The 18,585-nt window shown below is 34.6% G+C and carries 14 protein-coding genes; 10 read left to right on the forward strand and 4 right to left on the reverse strand.

What is annotated here, in order from left to right; genetic code table 11:
- The first annotated feature begins 7 nt into the window (after positions 1 to 7).
- From G6042_RS11850 to queG, 3 genes are all read left to right on the forward strand, one after another.
- Positions 8 to 1,816: a cytochrome c oxidase subunit I gene (locus G6042_RS11850; RefSeq protein WP_169524641.1), complete on the forward strand. Its 1,809-nt coding sequence runs from the start codon at positions 8 to 10 to the stop codon at positions 1,814 to 1,816.
- 82 nt (positions 1,817 to 1,898) lie between these two features.
- Complete coding sequence (gene ruvB / locus G6042_RS11855; protein WP_169524736.1) at positions 1,899 to 2,921, forward strand: Holliday junction branch migration DNA helicase RuvB; 1,023 nt, start codon at positions 1,899 to 1,901, stop codon at positions 2,919 to 2,921.
- Between the two features lie 3 nt (positions 2,922 to 2,924).
- On the forward strand, positions 2,925 to 3,851 hold the full coding sequence (queG, locus tag G6042_RS11860) for a tRNA epoxyqueuosine(34) reductase QueG (protein ID WP_169524642.1): 927 nt from the start codon (positions 2,925 to 2,927) through the stop codon (positions 3,849 to 3,851).
- Between the two features lie 52 nt (positions 3,852 to 3,903).
- On the opposite strand, the gene G6042_RS11865 is transcribed toward queG, so the two are convergent.
- The 3 genes from G6042_RS11865 to G6042_RS11875 all read right to left on the reverse strand — a co-directional run bounded on the left by G6042_RS11865 (position 3,904) and on the right by G6042_RS11875 (position 6,701).
- Positions 3,904 to 5,475 carry a S41 family peptidase gene (locus G6042_RS11865; RefSeq protein WP_169524643.1) on the reverse strand — a complete coding sequence of 524 codons (1,572 nt, stop codon included), beginning with the start codon at positions 5,473 to 5,475 and terminating at the stop codon, positions 3,904 to 3,906.
- A gap of 15 nt (positions 5,476 to 5,490) precedes the next feature.
- Positions 5,491 to 5,922, reverse strand: a complete 432-nt coding sequence (locus G6042_RS11870; protein WP_169524644.1) for a deoxycytidylate deaminase — start codon at positions 5,920 to 5,922, stop codon at positions 5,491 to 5,493.
- A 185-nt stretch (positions 5,923 to 6,107) separates the two neighbouring features.
- Complete coding sequence (locus tag G6042_RS11875) at positions 6,108 to 6,701, reverse strand: HupE/UreJ family protein (protein ID WP_169524645.1); 594 nt, start codon at positions 6,699 to 6,701, stop codon at positions 6,108 to 6,110.
- Between the two features lie 135 nt (positions 6,702 to 6,836).
- Here G6042_RS11875 and G6042_RS11880 point away from each other — a divergent pair, with 135 nt between their 5' ends.
- Entirely contained in the window at positions 6,837 to 7,268 is a 432-nt protein-coding gene (locus G6042_RS11880; RefSeq protein ID WP_169524646.1) for a tellurite resistance TerB family protein, read from the forward strand.
- Between the two features lie 35 nt (positions 7,269 to 7,303).
- Here G6042_RS11880 and fbp read toward each other — a convergent pair whose 3' ends face one another.
- On the reverse strand, positions 7,304 to 8,311 hold the full coding sequence (fbp, locus tag G6042_RS11885) for a class 1 fructose-bisphosphatase (protein ID WP_169524647.1): 1,008 nt from the start codon (positions 8,309 to 8,311) through the stop codon (positions 7,304 to 7,306).
- Between the two features lie 107 nt (positions 8,312 to 8,418).
- Here fbp and G6042_RS11890 point away from each other — a divergent pair, with 107 nt between their 5' ends.
- From G6042_RS11890 to G6042_RS11915, 6 genes are all read left to right on the forward strand, one after another.
- The gene (locus G6042_RS11890) at positions 8,419 to 8,892 is read left to right on the forward strand and encodes a GNAT family N-acetyltransferase (RefSeq protein WP_169524648.1); all 474 of its coding nucleotides are present in this window, start codon (positions 8,419 to 8,421) and stop codon (positions 8,890 to 8,892) included.
- Positions 8,893 to 8,979: 87 nt separating this feature from the next.
- Entirely contained in the window at positions 8,980 to 10,233 is a 1,254-nt protein-coding gene (locus tag G6042_RS11895) for an aspartate kinase (RefSeq protein ID WP_169524649.1), read from the forward strand.
- Between the two features lie 146 nt (positions 10,234 to 10,379).
- On the forward strand, positions 10,380 to 13,778 hold the full coding sequence (locus tag G6042_RS11900; protein WP_169524650.1) for a hypothetical protein: 3,399 nt from the start codon (positions 10,380 to 10,382) through the stop codon (positions 13,776 to 13,778).
- 193 nt (positions 13,779 to 13,971) lie between these two features.
- Entirely contained in the window at positions 13,972 to 14,538 is a 567-nt protein-coding gene (locus G6042_RS11905; protein WP_169524651.1) for a hypothetical protein, read from the forward strand.
- Positions 14,539 to 14,883: 345 nt separating this feature from the next.
- A complete protein-coding gene (locus tag G6042_RS11910; RefSeq protein WP_169524652.1) occupies positions 14,884 to 15,861 on the forward strand; it encodes a ribonucleotide-diphosphate reductase subunit beta in 978 nt (325 codons plus the stop codon).
- A 274-nt stretch (positions 15,862 to 16,135) separates the two neighbouring features.
- Positions 16,136 to 18,580, forward strand: coding sequence for a ribonucleoside-diphosphate reductase subunit alpha (locus tag G6042_RS11915; protein ID WP_169524653.1), 2,445 nt, complete (start codon positions 16,136 to 16,138; stop codon positions 18,578 to 18,580).
- Positions 18,581 to 18,585 lie beyond the last annotated feature (5 nt).

The raw sequence follows: 18,585 nt of genomic DNA on the forward strand, positions 1-18,585 counted from the left end.
TAATAATATGTCATCAGAAGCTCACAATCACGCACACGAAAATGATCACGGTCACGACCACGAGCATCACCATAAAGATACTTTTATCACTAAATATATTTTCAGTATTGACCATAAAATGATCTCTAAACAGTATTTAATTACTGGTATCATTATGGGTATTATTGGTGTTGGAATGTCTATGTTATTCAGAATGCAAATTGCATGGCCTGAAGAATCATTCAAAATTTTCAATATATTATTAGGTGATAAATTTGCTCCAAATGGAGTAATGACCAATGAAGTATATTTGGCATTAATTACCATTCACGGTACTATCATGGTATTCTTTGTACTTACTGCTGGTTTGAGTGGAACATTTAGTAACCTTTTGATTCCATTACAGATTGGTGCGCGAGATATGGCATCAGGTTTCTTGAACATGGTTTCTTATTGGTTGTTTTTCCTTTCAAGTGTTATCATGGTTATTTCTCTATTTGTAGAGTCAGGACCAGCTTCTGCAGGATGGACAATTTATCCACCATTGAGTGCTTTACCTCAATCTATTTCAGGTTCAGGAACAGGTATGACACTTTGGTTAGTTTCTATGGCTATTTTCATTGCATCTTCTTTATTAGGTTCTTTGAATTACGTAGTAACCGTTATCAACCTTAGAACAAAAGGTATGTCAATGACTAGAATGCCTTTAACTATTTGGGCTTTCTTTATTACAGCAATCATCGGTATCATTTCGTTCCCAGTTTTATTATCAGCAGCTTTATTGTTGATCATGGATAGAAGTTTTGGTACTTCATTCTTCTTGTCTGATATTTATTTGGCAGGTGAAGTATTGAATTATCAAGGTGGTTCGCCAGTGTTGTTTGAGCATTTATTCTGGTTCTTAGGACATCCTGAAGTATATATCGTATTATTACCAGCTCTTGGTATTACATCAGAAGTTATAGCTACCAATGCTCGTAAACCAATCTTTGGTTACAGAGCGATGATTATGTCAATTATTGCAATTGCATTCTTGTCAACCATCGTTTGGGGACATCACATGTTTATCTCAGGTATGAATCCATTCTTAGGTTCGGTATTTACCTTTACAACCTTATTGATTGCAATTCCATCTGCGGTAAAAGCGTTTAACTACATTACGACGTTATGGAAAGGTAATCTTCAAATGAACCCAGGAATGTTGTTCTCTATTGGATTAGTTTCAACATTCATCACTGGAGGTTTAACTGGAATTATTCTTGGAGATAGTACTTTAGATATTAACGTTCACGATACATATTTCGTTGTTGCTCACTTTCACTTAGTAATGGGTATTTCGGCTCTTTACGGAATGTTCGCTGGAATTTATCATTGGTTCCCAAGAATGTTCGGTAGAATGTTGAATAAAAACTTAGGATATGTTCACTTTTGGGTAACTGCGGTTTGTGCTTATGGAGTTTTCTTCCCAATGCACTTTATTGGAATGGCAGGTTTACCAAGAAGATATTATACAAATACTAACTTCCCATTATTTGACGATTTAGCAAATGTGAACGTCGTTATTACTGTATTTGCTCTTGTTGGTGGTGTATTCCAATTGGTGTTCTTGTGGAACTTCTTCCATAGTATTTTCTATGGTAAAAAGGCAGAACAAAATCCATGGAAATCCAATACACTTGAATGGACTGCTCCAGTGGAACATATTCACGGAAACTGGCCAGGAGAACTTCCAGAAGTTCACAGATGGGCTTATGATTATAGCAAACCAGGTCACGATGAAGATTTCGTTCCTCAAAACGTACCAATGAAGCCAGGTGAAGAAGTATTACATCACTAATCGGTTTTAAAAATTATAAAAAATGCCTTTCATCATCGAAAGGCATTTTTATTTGCATCCAACTTTATCCTATATTTGTAGTATGAACGAAAATCTTAATCCAACGAATGCCAATTTTAATCCAGAAGAGCTTGACTTAGAAAAAAAGTTAAGGCCATTATCTTTTGATGATTTTACTGGTCAAGAACAAGTACTTGAAAATTTAAAGGTATTCGTTGAAGCGGCTAATCTTAGAAGTGAAGCATTAGATCATACCTTATTTCACGGTCCGCCAGGATTGGGGAAAACGACATTAGCTAATATTTTGGCTAATGAACTTGGTGTTGGAATCAAAATTACTTCTGGACCAGTTTTGGATAAACCCGGAGATTTAGCTGGTCTTTTGACAAATCTTGAGGAACGAGATGTTCTTTTTATAGACGAAATCCATCGTTTAAGTCCTGTTGTTGAAGAATATTTGTATTCGGCAATGGAAGACTTCAAAATAGATATTATGATTGAATCTGGACCAAATGCACGAACGGTTCAAATTAATTTAAATCCGTTTACATTGGTTGGTGCAACAACACGTTCTGGTTTGTTGACTGCGCCAATGCGAGCTCGTTTTGGAATTCAAAGTAGATTACAATATTACAACACCGAATTATTAACGACAATCGTTCAGCGTAGTTCAGCAATCCTTAAAATGCCAATTACAATGGAAGCGGCAATAGAAATTGCAGGAAGAAGTCGTGGAACACCGCGTATAGCTAACGCATTGCTTCGAAGAGTTCGTGATTTTGCTCAAATCAAAGGAAATGGTAAAATCGATATCGAAATTGCTAAATTCTCTTTAAAAGCATTACATGTTGATGCACATGGTTTGGACGAAATGGATAATAAAATTCTAACGACCATAATTGATAAATTCAAAGGCGGACCAGTTGGTCTTTCTACTTTAGCAACAGCTGTTTCTGAAAGCGGAGAAACCATAGAAGAAGTTTATGAACCGTTTTTAATTCAGGAAGGTTTTATCATCCGGACACCTCGCGGAAGAGAAGTTACTGAAAAGGCATATAAACATTTGGGCAGAATAAAAGGATTTAATCAAGGGGAATTGTTTTAGATTTTGATTAACAATAAACAAAAATATACTCAAATCATCAAAGCCGAAGCCAAACGCCTCGGTTTTCTTTCATGTGGTATTTCTAAAGCAGGTTTTCTGGAAGAAGATGCGCCAAGATTGGAGAAATGGTTAAATCAAAATCATCATGGTAAAATGGATTACATGACTGATTATTTTGATAAGCGATTAGATCCAACCTTATTGGTTCCTGATTCTAAGAGTGTGATTTCATTATTGCTGAATTATTATCCGCCAGACTTTCAAAATGCAGATAGTTATAAGATTTCAAAATATGCCTACGGAAAGGATTACCATTCTGTTTTAAAGAAAAAATTAAAGAAATTATTAAGAGCTATTCGAACTGAAATTGGTGATGTTTCTGGTCGTGCTTTCATGGATTTTGCTCCGGTTATGGAAAAATCTTGGGCAGCAAAAAGTGGTTTGGGTTGGATAGGTAAAAACGCTAACTTAATTACTCAAAAAACGGGTTCATTTTATTTTATTGCGGAATTAATTTTGGATTTAGAATTGGAATATGATAATCCTACAACCGACCATTGTGGTTCGTGTACGGCTTGTATCGATGCGTGTCCAACTGAAGCCATTGTTGCGCCTTATGTTGTTGATGGAAGCAAATGTATTTCTTATTACACCATCGAGCTTAAAGAAAATATTCCGCAGGAGATGAAAGGAAAACTAGACGATTGGATGTTTGGTTGCGATGTTTGTCAAGATGTTTGTCCGTGGAATCGTTTTTCAAAAGCGCATAGCGAACCATTGTTTACACCTTATCCAGAATTGTTGTCCTATTCTAAAAAAGACTGGGAAGAAATCACCGAAGAAACGTTTGCTAAAGTATTCACTAATTCGCCACTAAAAAGAACCAAATTAGAAGGATTGAAACGTAATATTAAGTTTTTGAAATATTAGTTTAAATTAGTTTTATAATATTGTTATTTAAAGTGTTCTCTAAAACTTTAAACTACTTTTTAAGAGCAGTATTTATCATCAAATCATTTTTCAATAAAATTTGATAATATTGTGTTTCTCCAAATAGCTGACGTGCAAATTCGGCAGTTAAATGGGTTTTTACTATTTGCTTATTATTGCTGAGTTTAATGTCTAATCCTGCATTTTTCAAGTAGTTTTCAAATTTTGAAATATAACTTTCATCTTTTTCAAAATCGGTTAAAAAAGTAGCATAAGATAATTTCTTGAAATAATTGCGGTCTTTGTCAATTTGCTCAAAAACAAAATGTCCAACAACTCCCGAATTTAATAAATAAGCCAAACCTTCTTCGCCTTTTTTTACTTCAAGTGGCACAAAAATATCGGGAACAATTCCGCCACCGCCATAAACTATTCGACCTTTTTTGGTTTTAAATTTTAGCGAGTCGGCAACTTTAATTTTGTCTTTTTCATACAATTCTCCGTTTTCAAAACGAGCTTCAAAATCGTGACTGTATTTTTCGCCTTCGCCTTTGGTATAAGGTTTTTGGATAGATCGACCGCTTGGTGTATAATATCGTGCTGTGGTTAATCGAACGGCTGAACCATCATCAAAATCCATTTCGCGTTGCACTAAACCTTTTCCAAAAGAACGGCGACCAACAATTGTTCCTCTATCATTATCTTGAATTGCTCCAGCCAAAATTTCGCTAGCAGAAGCCGAATTTTCATCGATTAAAATAGTGACTTTTCCGTTTTCAAAAATGCCTTTATCAGTAGCAAATGTTTCGTTGGTAAATCCTTTTTTGTTTTTGGTAAAAACAATTAGTTCGTCTTTTTTTAGAAATTCATCGGCAATTTCAACCGCTTTTTCTAAATATCCGCCACCATTGTTTCTAACGTCAACAATAATACTGTTTGCGCCTTTTTTCTTCAACTGATTTAATCCAGTAATGAATTCGTCATAAGTATTTTCGGCAAAGCGATTGATTTTGATATAACCAGTTGTTTTATTGAGCATCAAAGCAATATCAACACTTTTGATAGGAACTGTTCCGCGTGTAACGGCAATGTTTATTTTTTTATTTTCTGTTTTTCGATAAACAGTTAGGTTTACTTTGCTTCCTTCGTTTCCTTTTAGTTTGGTAAATAAACTGTCTGAAGGTAAATTTCTGCCAAAAAGTTTAGTTTTTCCAGCATATAAAATTCGGTCACCAGCTTGAATTCCGGCTTTTGCGGCTGGACCATTTGGTAACGGATTTACAACCGTAACGGTATCTTTATACATGTAGAAATTTACACCAATACCAACAAAGTTGCCTTTCATAATCTCGGCTTCGGTGGCTTGTTCACTTGGCGGAATGTAAATGGAATGTGGATCAAGTTTTTCTAAAATACTGTTGACTGTTAATGCTACAATCGAATCGGAATTTACATCGTCAACATATTCGTTATCGATGAAATCAATTAGTCGGTTTAGTTTGGCTTGACTAGCATTTTTTGGAGAAAGTTTTCGATTAGGAAAATTAATCATACCGCCAATCATGATGCCAAGAGCAACGCATGAAAATAGCAATATGGGTAAATATTTTTCCTTTGATTTCATTGTTTTGAAAACGAATTAAACTTCTAAATCTTTGATTTGAACAACTTCTACACCAGCTTTTACTAGAAAATCTAATCCAGAATCATCGCGATATCCGTTGTGGAAAACTACACGTTTGATTCCCGATTGATGGATGAGTTTACTGCATTCTTTGCAAGGTGAAAGTGTGATGTAAAGTGTTGCGTTTTCGCAGGTTTGGGTAGAACGTGCCACTTTTGAAATAGCATTGGCTTCGGCATGAAGAACATACCATTTGGTTAAACCTTCATCGTCTTCGCAGCAGTTTTCAAATCCTGATGGCGTTCCGTTGTATCCATCTGAAATTATCATTCGGTCGCGAACAATAATGGCGCCAACTTGTTTGCGTTTGCAATAGGAAAGTTTGCTCCATTCGGTTGCTATTCTTAGGTAAGCTACATCGTATTTGTGTTGTTTTTTTTCTTTCATAAAATTCAAATGGTTTCCTTTTTAGCCCCGATGGAAATGGAAATCCTGTCATTGCAATGCCAAAATTTTAATGAGATTGCTTCGTTCCTCGCAATGACAGATTGTAATGAACAGCGGGAAAAAGGATAACAAAGATACCTAAACGATTCGCTTCTAGAAATAGTTTAAGATTTATTTAGTTAAATTTATTTTTGCCAAATTTCGCTTTGGAGAATCATAGGTGTTACAACTCCAATGATGAAGGCTGAAACGGTTAAAATCCAGTCGCGTTTTGAGAATTTAAATAGGGTTTGAAAGATAAAAGCAAGAATTAATGTGGCAATAACAACGATGATTTGAGCAGCTTCGATTCCGAGTGCAAATTCAAACATGGGTAATAATTTGTCGGTTGCTGAACCTGAAAGTATGCTGTTGAAATAGTTGGAAAAACCTAATCCGTGGATAATTCCGAAGAAAAGTGTCACGAAACCAATGAAGGTCATATTGTCTTTTTTGGCAGATTTTCCGGTGGAATAGATGTTGAAAATTGCGGTGATTAATATGGTTATCGGAATTAGGAATTCGATAAAGGTTGGGTTGATTTTTACAATTCCAAAAACAGCTAGAAAAAGTGAAAAAGTATGTCCAAGCGTGAAAAGTGAAACTAGAATTAATATTCGTTTCCAAGCTTTGGCATCATATGGAACGGTTAATGCGAGCAAAAATAAGACATGGTCATAAGCATTAATGTCGAGCACATGCTTTAAGCCAATATTGAAATAAATCCAAAAATCAGACATAGCAAAAGTAGTTTTAGGAATGTAAACTTAGTAAAAAAATTAAAATCGAGTTAGAAATTAGCTCAAAACATTGTGGGTTGACTTTATTAGATTGAGAAATTGAATTATATTTGCACAACTAAAACTAATAGTATTATGTCGATTTCAGATTTATTTGATAGTGAATTTAAAAATAGAAACAAAGGTCATTTTTCGGCTATTGTTCGTGTAGCGATTGCCGATGGCGATTTGAGTAAAGAGGAAAAAGAATTTTTGGATAAATTGGCACGTCAGTTAGAAATTTCTGCGGCTGAATATGAAGAAATTCTAGAAAATCCTCTAAAATATCCTATCAATCCACCGTATTTACATTCGCAACGTTTGGAGCGTTTGTATGATTTGTCAAGAATGGTTTATGTAGATCATATTCTTGGACCAAAGCAAAAAGAAATTTTAACCAAATTTGCTTTGGCACTTGGTTTTACTCCAGGAAACGTTCCTTTTATCATTGATAAAGCGTTGTCACTTCTAGTAATGAATGTAGATTTGGATACGTTTGTTTACGAAATGACACACATGAATAAGTAAAAACAGAAACTCCCGAGAAATCGGGAGTTTTTTTGTTATTTGTATTTCGCCATAAATTCTTCAGCTTTCTCTACCATATTATAGCTTCCGCAGAAAAACGGTACACGTTGATGTAATTCTGTAGGTTGGATTTCCATAATTCGTCCAAAACCGTCCGAAGCTTTTCCGCCAGCTTGTTCCGCAATAAACGCCATTGGGTTGCATTCGTATAATAAACGAAGCTTTCCTTTTGGTGCTTTGTGGCTTGTTGGATAAATATAAATTCCGCCTTTAATCATGTTTCTGTGAATATCGGAGACCAAACTTCCAATGTAGCGCGAAGTATAAGGTCGATCGTCTTCTTCTAGCTGACAATATTTGATATAATCTTTTACGCCTTGTGGAAAATGAACATAATTTCCTTCGTTGATAGAGTAAATGTTTCCATCTTTTGAAAATTTCATATTGGGATGCGAAAGATAAAATGTTCCAATTGCCGGATTTAAAGTAAAACCGTTTACGCCATGACCAGTTGTGTAAACCAACATCGTTGACGTTCCATAAATTACATAACCAGCGGCAACTTGTTGTGTTCCAGGTTGCAAGAAATCTTCCAAAGTTACTGGCGTTCCAACAGGTGTTTTTCTTCTAAAAACCGAAAAAATGGTTCCAACGGAAACATTTACATCAATGTTTGACGAACCATCAAGCGGATCCATCAAGACGACATATTTACTGCTGTGACTTTTATCAGAACCAGCAACGGTAATAAAATCATCGTTTTCTTCTGAAGCAATTCCACAAACAATTTCACGGTTGATTAACGTTTGAATAAAAATTTCATTGGCATAAACATCTAGCTTTTGTTGGTCTTCACCTTGAATGTTTTGGTCGCCAGCGGCACCAATGATGTCGACCAATCCAGCTTTGTTTACTTTGTAATTTACGACTTTTGCCGCTAAACGAATAGAGTTAATAATTCGAGATAATTCTCCCGAAGAATATTGAAATTCTGATTGTTTTTCGATGATAAATTCACCTAAGGTTTTGTTGCGTTCTTCCATTACGAAATCGTTGTAGTTGTGTGTGCAAATATCGATAAATTTGTCAAAGAAAAAATGTATTTCGCAAAGAAATTATTAATTGTACTTTTGTGCTAAATTTTTCCAAAATGATTATCCGAAAAGGAGAACAAAAAGACATGAAATCGGTTCTTGAACTCATTCAGGAATTGGCTGTTTTTGAAAAAGAACCCGATGCAGTTGAATTAACCGTAGCCGATTTAGAACGCGATGGATTTGGTTCAAATCCATTATTTCACACTTTTGTTGCCGAAATCAACGAAAATATTGTTGGAATTGCGTTGTACTATTATCGATATTCTACTTGGAAAGGAAAAACAATCCATTTAGAAGATTTGATTGTCAAGGAAAATCAGCGTGGTTCAGGTGTTGGCTTTGCTTTGTATTCCAAAATCATCGAACAAGGAAAAATTGATAACGTTCGCCGAATTGAATGGGCAGTTTTGGACTGGAACATTCCGGCGATTGAATTTTATAAAAAATCGGGGGCGAAAATCTTAGAAGATTGGAGAATTGCGCAGATGGATGAAAAAGGAATTAATGAATTTATTAATAGAAAATAGAGAAAAGAAAAAAGACTTTGACTTAATGCAACGAAGTGGTCTTGCTTCTTTTCTCTATTTTCTTTCTTCTAAAAATTAAAGAAAAAAATGAGAATTTTCAAATTTGGGGGTGCATCAGTTAAAGATGCTGATGGAATAAAAAATGTGTTTAGCGTTCTTGAAAAAGTTGGTCACGAAGACACGCTTTTGGTAATTTCCGCCATGGGAAAAACCACAAACGCATTAGAATTAGTAATCAAGAATTATTTCGAAAAGTCTAACGAACTTCACGCTTCGTTACAAGAAGTTCGAAAGTACCACAACCAAATTTTGATGGACTTGTTTGACGACGAAGAACACGATGTTTTTTATGCGGTAAACAGTCATTTTGCTGATTTGGAATATTTCATTCGAAGTAATAAATCGCCTAATTACAGCTTTGTTTATGACCAAGTAGTTAGTTATGGTGAAATTATTTCTACAACGATAGTAAGTCATTATTTCAATCATGCAGGTTTAAAAAATAATTGGATTGATGTTAGAAATTTCATCAAAACAGACAATAATTATCGTGATGCCAATCTAGATTGGGAAAAAACACAACAATTTATTTCAAAAGGAATAAAGAAAAAAGCACTCAACATCACACAAGGATTTTTAGGTTCCGATGAAAATAATTTCACTACAACTCTTGGTCGTGAAGGTTCCGATTATACAGCAGCAATTTTTGCCTATTGTTTAAGTGCCGAAAGCGTAACGATTTGGAAAGATGTTCCAGGAGTTTTGAATGCTGATCCAAGATATTTTGAAAATGCTGTTTTGTTAAACCAAATTTCCTATCGTGAAGCTATCGAATTAGCATTTTATGGTGCTTCGGTTATTCATCCAAAAACCTTGCAACCATTACAAAGAAAAGAAATTCCACTTTATGTAAAATCGTTTGTCAATCCGTTATTGCCGGGAACAAGTGTTTCAAAAGGTGCCGATTTAGAACCTCAAACACCGTGTTTTATCGTGAAGAAAAATCAGTTGTTGATTTCGCTTTCATCTATTGATTTTTCATTCATTATGGAAGAAAATATCAGCGAGATTTTTGCATTGTTCCATCAATATAAAATTAAAGTAAGTTTAATTCAAAACTCAGCGATTAGTTTCTCGGTTTGTGTAGAAGATAAGTTTGGTAATTTTGGCGAATTGAAAAATATCCTTTCCAAAAAATTCAAAGTGGCTTATAACGAAGATGTTTCGCTTTATACCATTCGTCATTTTGATGAAAAAGCAGCACAAATTGTTGAAAATGGTAAAAATGTTTTGGTGAAACAAATTTCTAGAGAAACAATGCAATTGGTTACTAAGGAATAATTTTTTACAGAAAATGAAATCATTAAGAAATTAAGTTTCATTAAGAGGTTATGTTTCTTAATTTTTCTTAATTTCTTAATGGTTTTTTTATATTTGAATTTACATTTTTTTATACTCAAAATAGCTTTTTTACGTTATAAATATGTATGCTAAAAAAACTTTTTTTACTGATAATCTTCGTTGGGTTTTCCAAGCTTTCGGCTCAGGAAACTAAATCGTTGTATCAAACTAAAAAAGTTGCTTTTTCTGCCGATACCATTAGCATCGAAAAAGTAAGTATCAATTCGGGGTTTTTCAAAATGCAATTAGCAGATGGAACGCCAATTGATACTTCTTTTTATAAAATCGACTTCAAAAAAGGAAAATTAATCTTCAAAAATGGATTTAGCTCCAAAGACAGCATAACCGTTCAATACCTAAAATATCCCGAATTTTTAACCAAAACTTATAGTATTTACGACCAAGACCGAATTGTTCCTAACGAAGAAGGAAATTTGTATAAAGTCAATCGCTCGGTTAAAAAATTTGTGCCTTTCGACGGATTAAACACTTCCGGAAGCATAACTCGTGGTGTTACCGTTGGAAATAATCAAAATGCAACGGTAAATTCCAATCTTGACTTACAAATCACAGGAAAAATTTCCGATAAAGTTTCGCTTCGAGCTTCTATTCAAGATAGCAATATTCCGTTACAAGATGGCGGTTATTCACAAAAATTGGATGAGTTTGACCAAATTTTCATCGAACTTTTTACTGATAAATGGAACATTCGTGCGGGAGATTTATTTCTTGAAAATCGTCAGTCACGGTTTTTAAATTTCAACAAAAAAGTACAAGGACTTTCTACGCATTTTACTTTTGGTGGCGAAGAAAATAAAACGGATATTTTTGCTTCTGCAGCTTTGGTTCGCGGACAATATGCTCGAAGTTCGTTTACTGGACAAGAAGGAAATCAAGGTCCGTATAAACTAAGAGGAAACAATGGCGAATTGTATGTTTTGGTAATTTCGGGTTCAGAAAGAGTTTACGTCAACGGAATTCTGAAAAAACGTGGTGAAAACAACGATTATATCATTGATTATAATGCCGGAGAAATCACATTTACATCGCTTTTTCCTATCACTTCTGAAATGCGTATCGTTATTGAATACCAATATTCCGACAGAAGTTACACGCGTTTTGTTACCTATGCCGGAGCAAATCACGAAGCTAAAAAATGGAGTTTAGGCGGATATTTGTACTCTGAAAATGATGTAAAAAATCAACCGTTACAGCAAAATTTATCTTCGGAACAAGTTGAGGTTTTAAAAAATGCTGGCGATGATATAAATTTGATGAATGCGCCATCGGCTTATCTCGATACGTATTCAGATAATAAAATCTTATATAAAAAAACGACAATTGGCGGCGTTGAAACTTTTGAATATTCCAATAATCCTGATGATGAGCTATATAATGTGAAATTCACTTTGGTTGGAGTAAATCTTGGAAATTACATTTTGACAAATACATCAGCTATCGGAAAAATTTATCAATATGTAGAGCCAATTTCGGGCGTTCCACAAGGAAATTACGAACCTGTAACTCGATTGATTGCACCAACAAAAATTCAAATTGCAACGGTTGTTGGGAAATTTAATCCAAATGAAAAAACGGTCGTTGATTTTGAAATTGGCGTAAGCAATAACGACCAAAACTTGTTTTCTTCCATCGATGACGACAATAATAAAGGTATTGCCGGAAAATTGAATTTCAAAAAACGATTGTTTAGTAAAAAATGGCAAATAGATGCTTTTGGGAACTATCAGTTTGTCCAGGAAAATTTTCAAACTATTGAGCGATTATTCAATATCGAGTTCAATCGCGATTGGAATTTAACATCGTTTGAAGGAAATCAAAGTTTGCTCATCAGCGGTTTGGATTTCATTTTGCCCGGAAAAGGAAAATTAACCTATCAGTTTGAAAAACTTGATTTCTCGAAAAGTTTCTCAGGAAATCGTCATCTGATAAATGGTTTTTTCAGAGTAAAAGATTGGAATATTCTACAAAATGCTAGCATGTTGAAAAGTGACGGAAATTATGCTTCGTCAACTTTTATTCGTAATCAAACACAAGCAAGATATCATTTCGAAAAAAATTGGGTTGGCGCGAGTTTGAATTTGGAAAATAACAAAGAAAAATTAGCAGCGACTAATCAATTATCGGCTTTAAGTCAGCGATTTACCGAATATGGTGCGTTTGTTGGTCGTGGCGATAGTACAAAAGTGTATGTAGAATTGGGTTATTTGCAACGCATAAATGACAGTTTGCAGAATGGCTTATTGGAAAAAGTGAACACATCACATTCTTATTATTTGAAATCCCGATTGATACAAACCAAAAAAAGTGATTTGTCGTTATTCTTAAATTACAGAAACCTAAAATTTGAAGATAACATTCGTGGAAACGAACCGTCGTTAAACTCAAGATTATTGTATAACGACCAGTATTTTAATCAGTTGATGCAAATAACAACGGCTTACGAAACGACTTCTGGAACCATTGCACAGCAAGAATTTACGTATCTTGAAGTCGAACCAAGTCAAGGCGTTTACATGTGGAACGATTACAACAACAACGGAATTCAGGAATTGGAAGAATTTGAAATTGCACCGTTTCCCGATCAAGCCAAATATGTTCGCGTATTTTTACCCAATCAGGTTTTTGTAAAAACGCATCAAAATCGGTTTTCGCAGTCGTTAACGCTAAATCCTTCGCGTTGGCAAAACGAAAAAGGGTTCAAAAAGATGTTGTCTTATTTATATAATCAAACTTCGTATTTGGTAGAACGAAAAATCTTCAGAAACGGCGATAATTTTGACTTAAATCCGTTTTCTACTTCCGAAGACGATTTACTCGGATTGAATACTAGCTTTAGAAACAGTTTGTTTTATAATCGAGGCAAACAGAAACATTCTGTAACCTATACTTATACTGAAAATCGATTGAAAAGCTTGCTTTCTGTGGGTTCACAAGAAAGTAAAAATAAATCCCATCAGTTGCAATACAATCATTTATTGAAAAAATCGTGGTTGTTCAATATGAATTCAAAAACGATTAAAATCGAATTAGCTTCGGAGAATTATGCTAGTAGGAATTTTGAAGTAATTGGTTATCAGCTAAGTCCGAAGATTTCGTATTTGTTTAATAAAAATACGAGTTTGGATATTTTCTACGAATACCAAAATAAAGAAAATCAGCTTGGCAATGGAGAAGCCTTGCTTCAAAACCGATTTGGAACGTCATTTTCTTATGCAGGCGAAAAGAAATTCACGATGAATGGTGAAATTTCCATGTATCAAAATAAATTTGAAGGCGATGCATTGTCGCCAGTTGCGTTCCAAATGCTTGAAGGCTTGCAACCCGGACAAAATTTAACTTGGCGATTGCTTTTGCAGAAAAACCTAACTGAATTTCTCGATATCAACATCAATTATTTAGGAAGAAAAACCGAAACTAGCCAAACCATTCACACCGGAAATGTGCAATTGAGAGCTTATTTTTAAGAAAATAGGGAAGAGTAAAAAGTAAAGAGTAGCAAATTTTTATATTTGAATGACTATGATTTTCTCAAATGGAGTGAAACGACTTTTTATAAGCATAAAAAATCTATGTTTCTATGTGGTTTAAAAAAAATCATTTGGCATATATTTTGTAAACTAAAAATCACTAATTTTAAACTGTTAAAAAATTAAAATCATGAAAAAACTAATCTTATTATGTTTGGTGTTTGTATTTTCAAATACCATTTTTGCACAAACTGTAAAGGAAAAAGCAAAAACTAAAACCGAAAAAACCGCTGCGGAAAACAAAGCTAAAATTGAAAAATTAAAAGCTGACAAAGCAAAAGAAAAGAAAGAAGCTGAAAAGGAAGCCAAAGCAAAAACTTCTAAAACAAAAAAAGAAGTAGAAGAAAAAGCAACTAAACTTAAAAAAGACGGAACGCCAGACAAACGTTATAAAGATGCTGCTGATAAAGAAGCTAAAAAAACAGGAACAAAAGCAAAAACAGCAGCCAATAAAGCAAATGCAGAAGCAAACAAAACTGCGGCAAAAACTAAGAACACCGTAGCCAAAACCAAAAAAACTGCTGCTGAAGAAACTGAAGATTTAAAAGAAACAGCACTTTCAAAAGCAGCTGAGAAAAAAGTTACTGACAAAGCAACCGGAACATACAAAGGTAAAAAAGTGTACACTGGACCAAGAGGTGGAAAATACTACATCAACAAAAACGGAAATAAAACCTATATTTCTGACGATAAATAGTCAAAATTTCCATCAATAAATTTAAAGTGGTTTTTCAAATCGAGAAACCACTTTTTTTATGCTCAAAAACCAATTTTTAGCGGGTTCAAAAATGTTAAAATTTTACTATGCGTATTTTCCTAATTTCCTCTGTTTATGCGGTTTTTGAAAAATTTACATTTCATAAATTATTGAAAATCAAAATATTATAATTTTTAACAAAATATCGATGAAAGGTCACGTTTGTTAAAAACTAACTCGATTTGTGGATAAGTTTGGCTTTCTTTTTCCGTTTGGTTTGACAATCTTTGTATCACACTCAAAAAGTCAAAAAAAACACCCAAATAATTTTAAAATAAATTCAAAATGGCGACTATCGAACCAATTTTACAAGAAAACAAAAACCGCTTCGTGATTTTCCCAATTAAACATCATGATATTTGGGATTGGTACAAAAAGATGGAAGCAAGTTTTTGGACTGCCGAAGAAATTGATTTGCATCAAGATTTATCTGATTGGAACAATAAATTAAATGATGACGAAAAATTCTTCATCAAACATATTTTGGCATTTTTTGCCGCTTCCGACGGAATTGTGAACGAAAATTTAGCCGAAAACTTTGTCAACGAAGTGCAATATCCAGAAGCCAAATTTTTCTACGGTTTCCAGATCATGATGGAAAACATTCACAGCGAAACCTATTCGCTTTTGATTGATACGTATGTAAAAGACGAAGCCGAAAAAGACCAACTTTTCAATGCTTTGGAAGTTTTTCCAGCCATCAAGAAAAAAGCAGAATGGGCTTTGAAATGGATAGAATCAGATTCGTTTGCAGAAAGATTAATTGCTTTTGCAGCTGTTGAAGGAATTTTCTTTTCGGGTGCATTTTGTTCGATTTACTGGTTGAAAAAACGTGGATTAATGCCGGGATTAACCTTTTCTAACGAGTTAATTTCTCGTGACGAAGGTGTTCACTGCGATTTTGCCGTGCATTTACACAATCACCATTTGATAAACAAAGTGCCAAAAGCTAGAATTACAGAAATTATTACAAATGCTTTAGATATTGAGCGTGAATTCATTACCGAGTCGCTTCCAGTAAGTTTGATTGGGATGAATGCCAATTTGATGACACAATATTTGGAATTCGTTGCCGATAGACTTTTGGTAGAATTAGGTTGTAGTCGTGTTTATAATTCAAACAATCCGTTTGATTTCATGGATATGATTTCACTACAAGGAAAAACTAATTTCTTCGAAAAACGTGTTGCCGAATACCAAAAAGCAGGTGTAATGTCAAAAGATAACGACGACCAAAAAATCAGTTTCGACGCCGATTTTTAATTCGGAATTATTGATTGAAGTTCAATGGCGTTTAGTTGCTGAACCAAGCCATTGATAAGCTTAGCCCAGATTGAAGTGGAAATCCTTTTATTTCGTCAGTTCGAGTTCGCTTGTAAACGAGTATCGAGAACAAGAAATAAAAGATTGTAGCGGAAAGCTGGAATAGCTCCAAAAAAATCTATAAAACGAAAATTTTATAGAAGTTAAGGGATTAACAAAAAAGAAAACTAACCGAAGTAGAGAAGGGATTTTCTATTTCAAAAAAACAAAAATTATGTACGTAATCAAAAGAGATGGTCACAAAGAACCAGTAATGTTTGACAAAATCACAGACAGAATAAAAAAACTGTGCTATGGTTTAAATGAATTAGTCGATGCTGTAAAAGTAGCGATGAAAGTAATTGAAGGATTATACGATGGTGTAACTACTTCCGAATTAGACAATCTTGCTGCCGAAACCGCAGCTGCAATGACAGTAACTCATCCAGACTATGCTCAATTAGCAGCGCGAATTGCCATTTCCAACTTACATAAAAATACCAACAAATCATTCTCTGAAACGATGAATGAAATGTATCATTATGTTAACCCAAGAACCAATCAAAAAGCACCTTTACTTTCTGATGAAGTTCACCAAGTAATTCAAGAAAATGCCGAGTTTTTAAACTCACATATCATATACAATCGTGATTTTAACTACGATTATTTTGGCTTCAAAACCTTAGAACGTTCGTATTTACTAAGAATAAACGGGAAAATCGTGGAACGTCCACAACACATGTTGATGCGTGTTTCTGTTGGAATTCACTTGAACGATTTAGAAGCTGTGATTGAAACCTATGACTTAATGTCGAAGAAATTCTTTACGCATGCAACGCCAACATTGTTCAACGCCGGAACGCCAAAACCACAAATGTCATCGTGTTTCCTGTTAACTATGCAAGATGATAGTATTGATGGAATTTATGACACGTTAAAATCAACCGCAAAAATATCGCAATCGGCTGGTGGAATTGGATTATCAATTCACAATGTTCGTGCAACCGGTTCTTACATTCGAGGAACAAACGGAACTTCAAACGGAATTGTACCAATGTTGAGAGTTTTCAACGATACAGCTCGTTATGTTGATCAAGGTGGCGGAAAGCGTAAAGGAAGTTTTGCTATTTATATCGAAACTTGGCATGCTGATATTTTTGATTTCTTAGATTTAAAGAAAAATCACGGAAAAGAAGAAATGCGTGCTCGTGATTTATTTTACGCTATGTGGACATCCGATTTGTTCATGAAACGTGTAGAAGAAAATGCCGATTGGACGTTGATGTGTCCAAACGAATGTCCGGGATTATATGATGTTTACGGAGAAGAATTTGAAGCATTATATACTTCGTATGAAGCTCAAAACAAAGGAAGAAAAACGATTAAAGCACGTGAACTTTGGGAGAAAATCCTTGAATCACAAATCGAAACCGGAACGCCATACATGTTGTATAAAGATGCAGCAAACAGAAAATCAAACCAAAAGAATTTGGGAACTATTCGTTCATCAAACCTTTGTACAGAAATCATGGAATATACATCTGCAGACGAAATTGCGGTATGTAACTTGGCTTCCATTTCGTTACCAATGTTTGTAGAAAACGGAAAATTCAATCACGAATTACTTTATAATGTAACCAAACGTGTAACCCGAAACTTGAACAAAGTAATCGACAGAAATTACTATCCAGTAAAAGAAGCAGAAAATTCAAATATGCGTCATCGTCCAGTTGGATTAGGTGTTCAAGGTTTGGCTGATGCATTCATTTTATTAAGAATGCCATTTACGTCAGATGAAGCAAAACAACTGAATCAAGAAATCTTCGAAACTATCTATTTCGCAGCCGTTACAGCTTCTATGGAAATGGCAAAAGAAGAAGGTGCTTATTCAACATTTGCAGGTTCGCCAATTTCACAAGGAGAATTCCAATACAATCTTTGGGGATTGAAAGACGAAGAATTATCAGGTCGTTGGGATTGGGCAAGTTTAAGAAAAGAAGTAATGGAACATGGTGTAAGAAACTCGTTATTAATGGCGCCAATGCCAACGGCTTCTACATCACAAATTCTTGGAAATAACGAAGCATTTGAACCATATACATCCAATATTTACACACGTCGTGTACTTTCGGGAGAATTCATCGTGGTAAACAAACATTTATTGACCGATTTGGTAGAAAGAGGTTTATGGAACGAAACGTTGAAACAAGAAATCATGCGTCACAACGGTTCGGTTCAAAATATCGATGGTATTCCGGCCGATTTGAAAGAATTGTACAAAACCGTTTGGGAAATGTCGATGAAAGATATTATCGATATGTCGCGTCACAGAGGTTATTTCATTGACCAATCGCAGTCGTTAAACTTGTTTATGCAAGACGCTAACTATGCAAAACTAACCTCGATGCATTTCTACGCATGGAAATCTGGTTTGAAAACTGGAATGTACTATTTAAGAACCAAAGCTGCTGTAGATGCAATCAAGTTTACTCTAAACAACGATAAAAAAGCAGAACCAATAGCGTCAACTATTGCCGAAAAACCGGAAGCCAAAGCAGTTGAGGTTGTTGCTCCAACAGAAAACGGAGAAATGACCGCCGAAGATTTTGCCGCAATGGTAGAACGCGCACGTGCTGCTGCTGGAACTGGTGGCGATGATTGTGAAATGTGTGGTTCATAAATAGA

Source organism: Flavobacterium solisilvae, from assembly GCF_012911605.1.
In the GTDB taxonomy this organism is placed as follows: domain Bacteria; phylum Bacteroidota; class Bacteroidia; order Flavobacteriales; family Flavobacteriaceae; genus Flavobacterium; species Flavobacterium solisilvae.

Coding starts and splice junctions, on each gene's coding strand:
- G6042_RS11870 (WP_169524644.1), bottom strand. CDS start 5,922: ATGAAAGAAAAAAAACAACACAAATACGATGTAGCTTACCTAAGAATA.
- G6042_RS11915 (WP_169524653.1), top strand. CDS start 16,136: ATGTACGTAATCAAAAGAGATGGTCACAAAGAACCAGTAATGTTTGAC.
- G6042_RS11850 (WP_169524641.1), top strand. CDS start 8: ATGTCATCAGAAGCTCACAATCACGCACACGAAAATGATCACGGTCAC.
- G6042_RS11865 (WP_169524643.1), bottom strand. CDS start 5,475: ATGAAATCAAAGGAAAAATATTTACCCATATTGCTATTTTCATGCGTT.
- G6042_RS11900 (WP_169524650.1), top strand. CDS start 10,380: ATGCTAAAAAAACTTTTTTTACTGATAATCTTCGTTGGGTTTTCCAAG.
- G6042_RS11890 (WP_169524648.1), top strand. CDS start 8,419: ATGATTATCCGAAAAGGAGAACAAAAAGACATGAAATCGGTTCTTGAA.
- G6042_RS11880 (WP_169524646.1), top strand. CDS start 6,837: ATGTCGATTTCAGATTTATTTGATAGTGAATTTAAAAATAGAAACAAA.
- fbp (WP_169524647.1), bottom strand. CDS start 8,311: ATGGAAGAACGCAACAAAACCTTAGGTGAATTTATCATCGAAAAACAA.
- G6042_RS11905 (WP_169524651.1), top strand. CDS start 13,972: ATGAAAAAACTAATCTTATTATGTTTGGTGTTTGTATTTTCAAATACC.
- G6042_RS11875 (WP_169524645.1), bottom strand. CDS start 6,701: ATGTCTGATTTTTGGATTTATTTCAATATTGGCTTAAAGCATGTGCTC.
- ruvB (WP_169524736.1), top strand. CDS start 1,899: ATGAACGAAAATCTTAATCCAACGAATGCCAATTTTAATCCAGAAGAG.
- G6042_RS11895 (WP_169524649.1), top strand. CDS start 8,980: ATGAGAATTTTCAAATTTGGGGGTGCATCAGTTAAAGATGCTGATGGA.
- G6042_RS11910 (WP_169524652.1), top strand. CDS start 14,884: ATGGCGACTATCGAACCAATTTTACAAGAAAACAAAAACCGCTTCGTG.